This is a genomic window from Clostridium chromiireducens (assembly GCF_003575225.1).
Lineage (GTDB): Bacteria > Bacillota > Clostridia > Clostridiales > Clostridiaceae > Clostridium > Clostridium chromiireducens.
In genome coordinates this window covers 801,147-815,113 of record NZ_QXDJ01000001.1, presented here as the reverse complement: position 1 = coordinate 815,113, position 13,967 = coordinate 801,147, and the positions used below count along the sequence as shown (strand labels likewise).

At 30.2% G+C, this 13,967-nt stretch carries 11 protein-coding genes; 7 read left to right on the top strand and 4 right to left on the bottom strand.

What is annotated here, in order from left to right:
• Positions 1-3: 3 nt before the first annotated feature.
• The 3 genes from D2A34_RS03370 (at position 4) to glcT (ending at position 3,689) form a co-directional block, all read left to right on the top strand.
• Positions 4-1,101, top strand: a complete 1,098-nt coding sequence (locus D2A34_RS03370) for a DUF871 domain-containing protein (protein ID WP_119365703.1) — start codon at positions 4-6, stop codon at positions 1,099-1,101.
• Positions 1,102-1,119: 18 nt separating this feature from the next.
• Positions 1,120-2,382, top strand: coding sequence for a PTS sugar transporter subunit IIC (locus D2A34_RS03365; protein WP_119365702.1), 1,263 nt, complete (start codon positions 1,120-1,122; stop codon positions 2,380-2,382).
• A 452-nt stretch (positions 2,383-2,834) separates the two neighbouring features.
• A complete protein-coding gene (gene glcT / locus D2A34_RS03360; protein WP_079439382.1) occupies positions 2,835-3,689 on the top strand; it encodes a glucose PTS transporter transcription antiterminator GlcT in 855 nt (284 codons plus the stop codon).
• A gap of 123 nt (positions 3,690-3,812) precedes the next feature.
• On the opposite strand, the gene D2A34_RS03355 is transcribed toward glcT, so the two are convergent.
• Positions 3,813-4,301 carry a PTS sugar transporter subunit IIA gene (locus D2A34_RS03355; protein ID WP_079439381.1) on the bottom strand — a complete coding sequence of 163 codons (489 nt, stop codon included), beginning with the start codon at positions 4,299-4,301 and terminating at the stop codon, positions 3,813-3,815.
• 416 nt (positions 4,302-4,717) lie between these two features.
• Here D2A34_RS03355 and nagE point away from each other — a divergent pair, with 416 nt between their 5' ends.
• Positions 4,718-6,154, top strand: a complete 1,437-nt coding sequence (gene nagE, locus D2A34_RS03350; RefSeq protein WP_119365701.1) for an N-acetylglucosamine-specific PTS transporter subunit IIBC — start codon at positions 4,718-4,720, stop codon at positions 6,152-6,154.
• 512 nt (positions 6,155-6,666) lie between these two features.
• A complete protein-coding gene (locus D2A34_RS03345) occupies positions 6,667-7,704 on the top strand; it encodes a nucleoid-associated protein (protein WP_079439379.1) in 1,038 nt (345 codons plus the stop codon).
• 199 nt (positions 7,705-7,903) lie between these two features.
• On the opposite strand, the gene D2A34_RS03340 is transcribed toward D2A34_RS03345, so the two are convergent.
• A complete protein-coding gene (locus D2A34_RS03340) occupies positions 7,904-9,085 on the bottom strand; it encodes an AMP-binding protein (protein ID WP_079439378.1) in 1,182 nt (393 codons plus the stop codon).
• A 269-nt stretch (positions 9,086-9,354) separates the two neighbouring features.
• Here D2A34_RS03340 and D2A34_RS03335 point away from each other — a divergent pair, with 269 nt between their 5' ends.
• The gene (locus D2A34_RS03335) at positions 9,355-10,833 is read left to right on the top strand and encodes an amino acid permease (protein ID WP_079439377.1); all 1,479 of its coding nucleotides are present in this window, start codon (positions 9,355-9,357) and stop codon (positions 10,831-10,833) included.
• Between the two features lie 248 nt (positions 10,834-11,081).
• Here D2A34_RS03335 and D2A34_RS03330 read toward each other — a convergent pair whose 3' ends face one another.
• Together D2A34_RS03330 and D2A34_RS03325 are read right to left on the bottom strand one after the other, a co-directional pair.
• Positions 11,082-11,711, bottom strand: coding sequence for a flavodoxin family protein (locus D2A34_RS03330; RefSeq protein ID WP_079439376.1), 630 nt, complete (start codon positions 11,709-11,711; stop codon positions 11,082-11,084).
• Between the two features lie 218 nt (positions 11,712-11,929).
• On the bottom strand, positions 11,930-13,009 hold the full coding sequence (locus tag D2A34_RS03325; RefSeq protein WP_119365700.1) for a GIY-YIG nuclease family protein: 1,080 nt from the start codon (positions 13,007-13,009) through the stop codon (positions 11,930-11,932).
• A gap of 297 nt (positions 13,010-13,306) precedes the next feature.
• Between D2A34_RS03325 and lepB the strand changes: the two genes are divergently transcribed.
• Positions 13,307-13,930, top strand: coding sequence for a signal peptidase I (gene lepB / locus D2A34_RS03320; RefSeq protein WP_079439374.1), 624 nt, complete (start codon positions 13,307-13,309; stop codon positions 13,928-13,930).
• The last annotated feature ends 37 nt before the right edge of the window (positions 13,931-13,967 follow it).

Here is a 13,967-nt window from a genome sequence, read left to right as displayed (position 1 = left end):
GATATGAAAAGATTAGGGATTTCAGTTTATCCAAATGAGAATAACATAGAAGAAATAATTGAATATATACATCTAGCTGGAAGATATGGATTTAGAAGAATATTTACATGCTTGATTTCAGTTGGAGATAGAGATTTAGATGATATAGTAAATGACTTTAAAAAAGTTACGGAAGCAGCAAAAGAAGAAAATATGGAAGTTATAGCAGATTTGGACCCTACAGTATTTAAGAAACTAAATGCATCAATATATCACCTAAAGATATTTAATGAAATTGGACTCGATGGAATAAGGCTTGATATTGGTTTTAGCGGGCAAGAAGAAGCTATTATGAGTTTTAATGAATATGGACTAAAAGTAGAACTAAACATGAGTAATGGAACTAAGTACATTAATAATATTTTGTCTTATAAAGCCAATATTAATAATTTGTATGGATGCCATAATTTCTATCCTCACATATATACAGGTCTTTCACTTGAACATTTTATTAAATGTTCAAAACAATTTAGAGAACTGGGATTAAATACTGCAGCCTTTATAAATTCACAAAGAGCAGAGTATGGTCCTTGGCCAGTTTCAGAAGGTTTATGCACACTAGAAATGCATAGAAATCTGCCTATAGATGTACAAGCTAAGCATTTATTAATAACAGGATTAATTGATGATGTAATAATAGCAAATCAATTTGCGTCTGAGGATGAGCTTAAATTATTAAGTGAATTAAATAAAGAAAAGATAACTTTTAAGGTGGAATTGGCTGGAAGTGCATCTAAATTAGATAAGAAAATTATTCTGGAAGAGTTCCACTACAATAGGGGGGATGTTTCAGAATATATGCTAAGATCAACTCAAAGTAGGGTTAAGTATAAAGGTGAAAGCTTCCCAGCAGTTAATACTCCAGATATTAAAAGAGGTGATATATTAATAGATTCGGATTTGTACACTAGGTATGCAGGTGAGCTTCAAGTTGCTCTGAAAGATATGAAGAACACTGGCAAAACAAATGTAGTAGGCAAGATAGTCGATGAAGAAATGTTTTTACTCGACTATATAGAGCCATGGATGAGCTTTGGTTTTAATTTAAATATTTCTAAATAAAAGGGGGAAAATTTAATTATGAATAAGTTTTTTGAATGGATGGAAGAACATTTTGTACCAATCGCATCGAGGATTGGATCACAAAGACACTTAGTAGCAATTCGTGATGGATTTGCTACAATTATGCCTATTATTATGGCAGGAGCTTTTGCAGTTTTATTTAACAATTTGGGTTTTGAGTGGTATCAAAATTTTATGAATTGGCTGCTCCCAGCCTCTTGGAAAAACTGGGGAGGAGCTGTTTGGACTGGATCCTTTGCAATTATGTCAGTATTGGTTGTTTTCACCATATCATATCATTTAGCGAGGTCTTATAATAAGGATGGATTAGCAGCAGGAATAGTATCAGTTGCAGCATCAATTATATTATATTCAACAACTCAGGATGGAGCATTACCAATGACATTTTTAGGCGCTCAAGGTCTATTTATTTCGTTAATAGTAGCATTGATAGCTACCGAGATTTTTGTGAAATTAATAGGTAATCCTAGACTTGTAATAAAAATGCCTAATGGAGTACCACCAGCAGTTTCAAAATCTTTCGCAGCTTTATTACCATCGATTATAGTTCTAGCATTGGCGGCAGGAATTAAGGAATTATTTATGTTTATGAGTGTACCTGATATACATCAAGCTTTATTCTTTACATTACAAAAACCACTACAAGGTATTGCAGGAAGTTTAGGTGGAGTACTTGTAATAGTTTTTTTAGTACAATTATTATGGTTCTTTGGTTTACATGGTTCAAATATACTTGCACCAGTTATAAATGCATTATTACTACCATTGCTTCTAGCTAATACAGATGCAGTAAAAAATGGGCTAGCACCTGAATATATATTAAACAGTCAATTTTTAGATTCATATGTAAACATGGGAGGAGCAGGAACCACAATTGCTTTATTGATTGCAATATTTATTTTAGGTAAAAAATCAGGTGCTCAGCAAAAGGTAATTGCGAGCTTAGGAATAGCCCCAGGATGTTTCAATATAAATGAACCAATAATATTCGGTATGCCAATAGTTTTAAATCCAATTTATTTTATTCCATTTATACTAGCTCCAATAGCGTCATTATTAATAGCATATACATTAACTGTTATAGGATTCGTACCAAAAGTATCAATACTTGCAGCGTGGACTACACCACCAATCTTAGGTGCAATTATATCTACAAATTCAATTATGGGTGGAGTTACAGCTCTTATATGTTTAATTGTAAGTGTAATAATATATCTTCCATTTGTAGCTATAGCAGGTAAGCAAATATCAAATGACTAATAAATATAGATAAACAAACTGAAACTGCAAACAATATGTTACTTATTTCTATTAAAGTGATACAATCAAAGTTAACAAGTGTGGATATTTATTCTAATTATAAGTTTCACATATGCTTCGAAATAAATACAATTACGGAAATTAGACACATTTTTGTTCAGCAGGAATTTTCATAGCCTGCGAAACAACAATGTGTCTATTTTCGGTTGATTATAGCATAAGTTTAAGTTGAGTATTGGATATCTATAAATTTTACATAGTTTATAATTTCATTTATTCTTAAATCTGGGCTTTACAATAAATAATAGATTAAGTTAAAATTAGTATAATAAATTCGGATAATATAAATAAAATATATTGATGTACTATAAATAAGATAAAGTGACTCATGAATAACGAGTATGACTTTCTCTATAAGATATGATTTTAATTGAAAGTAAAAGGGTGATAATATGAGTATAACCATGGATTCGGCAGTCGTAATAAAGTCTTATAATAACAATATAGTCTCTGTAGAAATGAACGGACAAGAAAGAATACTTTTTGCAAAAGGTATTGGATTTGGAAAAAAAACTGGAGATAAGATTGAAAAAGGCACCGAAGTTGAAAAGGTATTCCTTATTGAAAATGAAGATAACTTAAGAAATTTCAAGCAAGTTATTGAAAATGTTGATGAAGAATTTTTTGAATTATGTGAAAGGATGATATCTTTTATTGCAGATGAATTACAAGAAAAATTAGATGAGAGGATCCACGTTGCACTAGTAGATCACTTGAATTTTGCTGTCAAGAGAATTGCTGATAGTGAAGAAATAGAAAATCCATTTCTTATTGAGATTAAAGCTTTATATTCAACAGAATATTCATTAGCAGAAAGAGTTGCAAAAAAACTGCAAGATGAGATAAATATAAATATACCATTAGGTGAAATCGGCTTTATAGCTTTGCATATTCATTCGGCTAGGAACTCAGGAGTAATATCTAACTCTATAAAGAACACGTATATGATAAACTCAATAATTGAGTATATAGAGGAAAAGATGTCAATAAAAATTGATAAAACATCACTAGATTATGCTAGATTTTTAACACATCTGAAATTTGCTATAAAAAGAATATCAACAAACATATCTATAAAGAATGATTTTATTAAAGAAATAAAATCTAAATATAAAATATCTTATAAGATAGCCAAAGGCGTGTCAAAAATATTGGTTGAAAAGTTAGAAAAAGATGTTGTCGACGATGAAATAGCTTACTTAGCAATGCATATAGAGAGATTTAGAAGGGCCACTTTAGAAAGTTAAAGTTTTTTAATAAATATGAGAGCTGTCGCATAAAAGAAATTGATACGGTATATTAATTAAGTGACTAAATTGAAAATTAATACATTGCATTAAAATATTCTTTCTTGTGACAGCTCTTGTTGTTTATATAGTAAAGTTAATTACTTCATCCTGTCCTGCTGTAACATTTTTACCAACAGCAGTATTTAATCCTTTTACTAAATCCATATTAGTAATCAAAACAGGAGTAACTAGTGAAAAACCTTTATTTAGAATAAATTCTCTATCTATTTTTATTATCGGTGTTCCAGCTTTAACTTTAGTTCCAGCTTCAATTAGCTGCTCAAATCCCTCGCCATCTAAAGAAACTGTATCAATTCCTATATGAACCAATAATTCAACTCCATTGCTTAAAGTTATTGCAAAAGCATGTTTTGTATTAAATACTAGTGTTAATTCTCCATCAGCAGGTGCAACTACAATATCACCAACTGGATCTATAGCAATTCCATCACCAGCTAATTTTTCGGCAAATACTTTGTCGGGTACCTCAGATAAATCTATTGTTTTACCAGTTATAGGGGCAAGAAGTTTTATTTCCGTGATTAAATTCTTTTTAAAAAAATTAAACATATTTATATTCCTGAGCAGTCAGGAATGGTCACATCCTTTCATTCTAATATTTATATTTACAACAGAAAAAAGCATAAGTTTTCCGTACGACGTAAACTCATGCCTGATTTAACAGTTACACATTTATGACTTAATTATATTATTTTAAATTATTGGTGTCAATAATAAAAAAATTTAAATAGGTATTGACTAAAGGATAAAAGTAGAATAATATGATGGTATAAGATACGTTGTTTGGCGTGTAACCGATTAGATTTGGGCATTAGCTGAAAAGGATAATTATTAATTTATCCTTTTCAGCTTTTTTATTTGCTAAAAACAATGATTAATTATATGTTTTCTTAATAAACTTATAGTGTATTTAAGGATTAAAATATCCTTAAAATAAATTAATAATATGGAGGGAGAACTTTATTATGATGAAGTATCTACAAAAACTAGGGAAATCTTTAATGCTCCCAGTAGCTTGTCTACCTGTTGCAAGTATTTTAATGGGGATAGGTTATTGGATTGACCCTACTGGCTGGGGAGCTAACAATGTAGTTTCAGCGTTCCTATTAAAGGCAGGTGGTGCACTAATTGATAATATGCCAATTTTATTCGCAATTGGTGTTGGTGTTGGTATGTCAGATGATAATGATGGAACATCTGGACTTGCTGGACTTGTTTCATGGCTTATGATTACAACTTTATTAGCACCAGGAGCTGTCGCAATGTTTAAAGGCATTGATGTTAAAGAAGTTCCAGCCGCTTTTGGTCATATTCAAACACAATTTATCGGTATTTTATCAGGTTTAATCGGAGCAGCATGTTATAACAGATTTAAAGGTACTAAATTACCAGATGCATTAGGCTTCTTTAGTGGTAAAAGATGTGTTGCAATAGTAACAGCAGCAGCATCAATTTTCGCAGCACTTATATTATTCTTTATATGGCCTGTTGTTTATGGAGCTTTAGTAGCTTTTGGTGAATCAATTGTATCTACAGGTGCTATCGGTTCAGGTATTTATGCATTCTTTAATAGATTATTAATACCATTTGGACTTCACCACGCACTTAACTCAGTATTCTGGTTTGATGTAGCTGGAATCAATGATCTTGGTAACTTCTGGTCAGGTAAAGGAACACTTGGAACTACAGGTATGTACATGACTGGATTCTTCCCAGTAATGATGTTTGGATTACCAGCAGGTGCATTAGCTATGTATCATACAGCTAAAGATAAGAGAAAGAAAGCAGTTTATGGTCTATTATTAGCAGCAGCAATATCTTCTTTCTTCACAGGTGTTACAGAACCATTAGAATTTGCATTCATGTTCTTAGCTCCTAGCTTATACTTAATCCACGCTGGATTAACAGGAATTTCAGCGGTTGTATGTACATTACTACCAGTGAGATCTGGATTTAACTTTAGTGCAGGTTTTGTAGACTGGTTCTTAAGTTTTAAAGCGCCAATGGCTGAAAATCCACTTATGATAATTCCAATAGGATTAGTATTTGGTGTAATTTATTATGTAGTATTCCGTTTTGCTATAACTAAATTTAACTTAAAAACTCCAGGTAGAGAAGATGAAGATAGTGAAGAAATCAATGTAAAACTTGCAAATAATGATTATACACAAGTAGCAGCTATCATCTTAAAAGGTGTTGGGGGAAAAGAAAACGTAGTTTCAATTGATAATTGTGTAACTAGATTACGTTTAGAAATTAAAGACCAAGCAGTTGTAGATGAAAAAGTTATTAAATCTGCAGGTGTATCAGGAGTAATAAGACCTGGAAAAACAAGCTTACAAGTTGTTGTAGGAACACAAGTACAATTTGTAGCAGATGAATTCAAAAAATTATGCAAATAGAAACTAAGCCTCACAATTCCAATTTATATACAACAATTTAAATTTTATACTCATTAAACCTAACAAGAAAAAGGGCACTCCATTGCAAAGTATTGAGTTACAGAGATATTCTCTAAAAACTGAGCAATAGAGTGCTTTTTTGTATAAACCTCATATTAAGTATTAAATATATTTATAGGCAAGCATACTAAACTAGAATGTATATTTAGACACTAGAAAGGGAAGGTATTCTTTTGCGGAGTGTTGCATTGAGAAGACAGCTGCAGATATTTCTTAATTAAAAGTTGTTCCGTTCACGCTTGTCCTGAGTTTTAGCTCAGGAGCAAGCATGAATGGGTGCAACTTTTACTGCTAGAAATTCGCAGCTATCTTCTCAAGCAACCGAGCAAAAGAATACCTTCCCTTTCGGTTGATTAAATTACAATTCTAGTTTCTAAGTTTAAAGTCTTTTTTTTGATTTCATTAAAGTTTATAATATCTAATGTACAAATATAAGTGGATGGTGAAAACATATGGAGTATATAAATGATATTAATATAAACGAGGCAGTAATTCATATATTAGATAGTAATGGAGAAGAACCTATTTTAAATGAATATAGTTTAGAATTAGATGAGGATATCTACGCTTTTTTATATAAACACCTAGAAAAATGTTTAAAAGATGAAGAGCTAAAGTATGGAAGATTTAATTTAGAAAGAAATATAGTTAAGGAAATTGCGCAAGATTATTTGAACGGAGTAGATAATAATTTAGTGAACTTATCTAAGGAACTAGCAAGACAACTGTTTATTATAATGAAGAGCAATGTGAATATTCCATCTGGAGATCTAATCATAGCATCAATAACTACGGATCAAGGCCCTATGATAGCTATACTTAAGATGGATTATGTTAAAAACTTTACCCATGAAGTACAATTTAAAGATGACAAAATTGGAATAGGCATAGTACCTCAGATAGCTGGTCTTCCAGGTAGTGGTCAAAAAATACAAAAGGCCGCTTTTATAAAACCTATTATAGAAGATGAAAAATATAATCTAATGATTTTAGATAAACAAAAAAGTAGCAAAGAAGATGAATATGGAGCCAATTATTTTATAAATACTTTCTTGGGAGCAAGTATAATTACAAATGAGAGAGATATGACAAGAACATTCGTGAAAGCAGCTGAAAACTGGACTAGAAAGAATATCACGGAAAATGCAGAAAAAGCAGAAGAAATTAGAACTGCTATTAAGACCAAGTTAAAAAAGGAAGATACTATAAATATCGATAATTTCTCAGCAGAACTATTCACGGAACAGCCACATGTAAAGGAAGACTTTTCTAATTATATAAAGCAGCAAGGATTAGATGAAGAGGTAGCAGTTGATAAAACTTGGGTAGAGAAAAAATTAAAAAGAGTTAGACTTAATATCGATAAGCAGATTGATCTATATATTAATGAAGATACTTACCATGATTTAAGTAAATTTGAGATCCAAAGAAATGGCGATGGAACAATAAACCTAATAGTAAAGAATGTAATTAATTATATAGAAAAGTAGTATAATCTATTAGATTATAAAGTTAAATTATTAAAATGAAAGTATACTTATATTTTCTGAGCAATGTTTATTTTGAAATTATCTCTATAATGAGTATTAATTCAAGAGTTATTGTATTTTTAAAACTTTCTAAGTAAGGCTAAGAGGTTAAAAAATACAATAACTTTTTATTATGTAATTATAATTGAAATGTGTAACTTTAGTGTTTGACTATATGGCCAAACTTTGAAAAAATTGGTTTTGAAGTTAAATCGTCATCAGTAATTAATTGACAAGGCTTAGAGTATACAGGAACCCTTAATTTATCATATAGATATTTATCGATATCTTCTTTAGCAAAATTTAATGATGAATGCTTTCGGCTCAATTGATATTCAAAAATTAAGTTATCATCATAAACATGAATTTTCCATATAAATGGGACTATTGGCATAGAGTAAACTATATCTTGTATATCTGCAAGAGTAAATTCCATGCCTTTAATATTTAGTACATTATCATCCCTGCCATAATGAATAAGAATAGGTGAATTATCTCCGCAATCACAATTAAAATTGTCCTTAATCTCAACTATATCGTGATTAAAATATTTTAGTAAAGGCATTCCCTCTCTTGCAGAAGAAAGTATGCAATGACCTTTTAGGTTATGACCTAGTGGTTTAAAATTGGAGTCTACAACTTCTACTTTCAAGTTAGGATGATTTATATGGTGTTGTCCATTTTTGCAGGTCATAAATAAACCTCCAGTTTCTGTAGATCCAAAGAGATCAAAAACTTGAACGCCCCAAAGTTTCTCTAAATATTTTCGTCTAGTGGAAGTAGATAAATCTCCAGCTATAATCAAAGCTCTTAAGTTTGGAGTTGGTAATGTAATACCTTTTCGAAATGCTGATTCTGCAAGAATTTCAGCTTCAGCAGGTGGGAGAGCGATAATAGAAGGATTAGATCGTTGAATTATCTCAATAACTCTGGCAATGGGAGTAATAGAAGAAGCTTTATCTACGGCAATATGTCCTGCATTAACTTTTTGACACGCCCAAAAAAGAATAAATGGTGGCAATGCTATTGCGAATGGAAATCTATTTAACAATAAGTCGTTAGATGAAAGATTAATATGAGAATTAATAATAACTTTTGCTTCTTGATCAGAATCTTTGAAACTGTACCAGCTTGAAGTAGGAGTGCCTGTAGTTCCACTTGTTTCATGATAAGTAGCTATCTTCTTAAAATCTGTTCCTATTAAATCGTAAGCATCACATTTCCGAAGTTCTTCTTTAGTAGTAATTGGAATACCACTCCAATCATTTAAATTTAATCCATAAAATTTATTTTGATAGAATTTTGAGTTTAATGCTATTTTTATAAAATCTTCATTTTTCATATAAAATGTAACCTCCAAATAGAATATAAAAGTATATACAGTAAATTATAGTATAATATGGATAAAAAGGTCAATAAATGAGACAATATAAAATATTAGATGTGGAGATACACTGCATGTAAAATTGATTTATTTAATTTATGAAATATTGAAGAATGTATTTTGAATTTTGAGGAATAATATTCAAGAAGTTATTTAAGACATCATTAAGAGAATATATTAATATTTTTAATTTTTTCTATAGATGTTTCAGTACGGAGGAGAATATTATGAAGAAAAAAAACAAAGGATTATCTGCATGGCAGATTGCAATGATGGCGCTGGGAAGCATAATAGGAGGGTCATTTTTTCTTGGTTCAGCTGTAGCCATTAATGCGGCAGGACCATCGATTTTAATATCGTACATATTGGCAGGAGTAATGGTATATTTTATACTTTATGCTTTATCAGAAATGACTGTTGCAAATCCTCATTCTGGATCTTTTAGAACTTTTGCAACACAAGCTTTTGGGCCAGGGGCTGGATTTGTTGTTGGATGGGTTTATTGGGTTGGAATGGTTCTTTCAATGTCTAGTGAAGCCACTGCTGTATCAATTTTATTAAATGAATGGATTCCTAATATATCTATAGCTATAGGTGGAACTATAATTATAGTAAGTGTAACTTTACTTAATCTTTTAGGAGCTGATAAATTAAGCAAGTTGACTAGTGGTCTTTCAGCTATAAAGTTACTGGCAATAGTTTCATTTATAATCATATCCTTTTTATTAATTATCGGAATAATTCCAGGGAGAGCAGCTATAGGGGCTGGAGAATTAATTAGAGAGCCTTTTATGCCGCGTGGAGTAAGTGGTATTGCTGGAGGGATGCTTATAGTAGTATTTGCTTATGCAGGTTTTGAGATAATTGGATTAGCAGCTTCAGAAGCACATAATCCTACAGAAACAATTCCAAAAGCAATTAACTATACTGTTATAGGACTTGTAGGTTTATATATACTTTCCCTTCTCGCATTACTTCCATTAATTCCAACATCTGAGTTAAGTGAAAATATAAGTCCAATGGTTGCGGCACTTGATAGAATAGGAATTACATGGGTTGGTAATATTATAAACTTAGTACTAATTACAGCTATACTTTCAGCATCTCTTGCATCTATGTTTGGTATTGCAAGAATGTTAAGATCTCTTGCAGATGAGGGTGATGCGCCTAAATGGCTAAAAGATAAAAATGATATTCCTTATAAGGCTATAGTATTTTCGGGTTTGTCTATGCTTTTAGGACTAGGTTTTGGATTATTATTTCCTAGAATTTATCTGTTTTTAGTTACTTCCAGTGGATTTGCATTACTTTTTACTTATGCAGTAATTATGGCTACACATATACGATTTCGTAAAGAAAATGGATGTCCTCCAAACGGAAAATGTCAGATGCGTGGATATCCATACACATCTTGGATCGGTCTGATAAGCATGATTGTTGTTATTTTTAGTATGCCTCTTATCTCTGATCAGGCACCAGGTCTTATAGTAGGGTTGATAATGGTAGCATTATTTTCACTAATATATTTAGGAATGAGGTTTTTTAGAAGTTCAGAAAATAATAAGAATAGATACACAAATGTGAATACCAAATTATATAAATCTAGGTTATCAACAGAATTCTCAGAAGAGTTGACTAGTGAGAGTACGAAACAAGAAAAGGATAAATCTTGTGAAAATCAATGTAACAAGTGCAACAAAAATTGACGGGGATTGAAGGTTTAAATGTATTATTTATAGGATCTGTTAAAAAAGGCTGATTGTAGAGAGCGTATAATGACTAATTTTAATTTATAAATAAGTAAGAGACCTGATATAAAGTAAAAACATTATATCAGGTCTCTTTATCATATTTATTTTAATTAAAATTACTAAGTACTTGCCTCATCTATTATTTACGAAATAATGATGAGTGGAATTAATGTATAAAACTAAGTCAAACTTAATTATAACTGCTATCTAATGAAGTTAGTAGCAACCCTTGGTTCTCTATAAGGCAATGACAATCCAGAATTTTTACCTGCTTGTATGGATTTTAAAAGCCATGCCATATTTTTTCCAAGCAGTCTCATTGTTTGCATTCCTTCTAAATCCTGTTTTACTTCTTCAGGAGTATTCCCGTGAACCATGTTCCAATATTGAGAGGATACAACTGGCATATTTGAAATAGTGAAATATTTGTTTAACTGATCAAAAGCAGCTGTTGAACCACCACGACGACAACTCACAATTGCAGCTCCAGGTTTATACGCCAAAGAACCTGCACTAGCATAAAAGAGTCTATCTAAGAAAGAAGTGATTGAACCTGAAGGTGCTGCATAATGTACAGGGGAACCAAAGATCAAACCATCAACCTCTTTAGCTTTTTCTAAAGCTACATTTACAATATCATCACTATATACACACTTACCAGCGCCACTTTTATGACATCCGCCACAGCCAATGCATCCACTGATAGGTTTATTTCCAATTTGGAAAATCTCTGTTTCGATATTTTCTTTTTCTAATTCATTTGCTATTTCACATAAAGCAGTATAAGTACATCCTTTAGCTTTTGGACTTCCATTAATTAATAATACTTTCATTTTCTTACACCTCATTATAATTATATATTTATAAATACTTGTTATTAATAATATACAATAATGTAATAGAAAAAGATAGAACTCAACTTAATGTATGATTCTATCCTTAAATGAGAGTTAGCTTAGTATTTTTCATATAAAGCGTGTTCGTCACTTTTGAGAAATATATAAAATATTTGTGAATGTTGTAATATTCATATTTTCTCAGGTTTATAATCTTAATGAAAGGATAATAAATTTGCTATTACATTATCAATATTGTCTGGTGAATTTAACAACTCATCTGAAATTACAGCATAATTGCAGTCATTAGTTTTACTTTTAAGATATGTATATATTATCTGAGATTGATCAATCTCTTCTTTCCCAATATCGATAGGATAATTAATGTTTTCATGATTAAAGCAACGAACAACTTCGTTTATTAAGAGTGATTTCAAGTCTTTTGAATCAGCATCCTTTATAAAATACTTCTTTTTAAAAAGCATGTTATTTCCTTTAATGAGAAAAAATTTAAAGCTATTATTATCTAAATATTCTAGCAAAGCAATATTTGTGTTGTTTTCAGTAAATTTAACAACATTAATTCTATCAATTAGATAATTTACTGCATTTATATAATCTCTATATTTAGCAGCATTTTCAAAATCAAATTTTTCTGATGAATTCTTCATGATACATTCCATTTCGTCAAGAATACTGCTATCTGTTCCATTGAGGAGTTTAACTATTTTATTTAATATATTTAAGTATTCCTCTAAAGCTGAGTGGTTAAAACACATCCCTATACATAAGCCTAAAGAATGATTGATGCAAGAGGATGAATTTTTTGAATTGTTATTACAAAGTATTTTGAAATATTCTTTTAATCCATAAATTCCTCTTTCAACGAGGTTTCTTCTTGAATATGGTCCAAAATAAATATTTCCATCAGTTTTACTAGATTCATGAGAGGTTTCAATACTCGGAAAATTTTCGTTTAGAATTATTTTAATATAAGAGTAAGATTTTGGATTTTTCATTAACCTATTATAAGCAGGCTTAATTTCTTTTATTAATTCACATTCAAGTAAGAAAGCCTCAAATTCTGTATCAGTGGTTCTATACTCGAAATCCTTAAGATTTTGAACTAACTTTATAATTTTAGGAGAATGAGATTTCGAGTTTATGAAATATGATCCAACTCTATTTTTTAAGTTTTTTGACTTACCAACATAAATAATGTTATTAAGAGAATCTTTCATTAGATATACACCAGGGCTAGAAGGAAGTTCTTTTACTTTCTCTTTTAAATTCATATTATACACTCCTAAAAACTAATATAGAGAAATTATTTAGTTATTATATTTTATCATGGTATATATCTAATTAATAATAAATTTTATTACCATTAAATTATGTAATAATATATGATTTAAGCAGATGTCTAATTTGACAAAAAGTGAAAATATACTATAATTATTATTAATTGTAAATAAATGGATTTGATATGGAGTAAACTATCCTTTGGAAAATGTAGCTTGTGATAATCTTAACCTTATATAGATCTTATAAGGGACAAGCAATAAAATAATACTGTTTTTTAGAAGGTATATATGAAAATAATTAAGGAGAATAGTAGAGGTGAAACGGTGAGAAGGAGTACTAATAGGACTTTAGAGTTAAGAAAATCATTAAATAATAACTCTAGAAAAAAGGCAAGAGTAAGAGCATCTAATAGTAATTTTTTTAGGGAATGGGTATTACCAACAGTTTCTGCGCTTACACTTGCGTTGCTAATAAATAAATTTATATATTTTAATGTATATATCCCCAGTGGGTCAATGATACCAACTTTGAATATTGATGATAAGTTGATTGTAACAAAAGTGTATGATAAGCAGAATCTAAAAGAAGGCGATATTATTGTATTTTATTCAGATGAGTATAAGGAAAGGTTAGTAAAGAGGTTAATAGGACTTCCGGGAGATAAAATAGAAATAAAAGATGGTATTGTATTTAGAAATGGTGAACAACTTAAAGAGAATTATTTGAAAAATAAAGATAAATACAATGGAACTTTTGAAGTACCTAAGGGAGAATACTTTTTCTTAGGAGATAATAGACCAGATTCAATAGATTCAAGACGTTGGGAAAAGCCATATATAGATGGTTCTGATATAGAAGGAAAAGTTCAGTTTAGATTTTACCCAATTAAGGATTTGGGGACAGTTAAATAACGATAAATGTGCATAGATATCCAATACAAAACTTAGA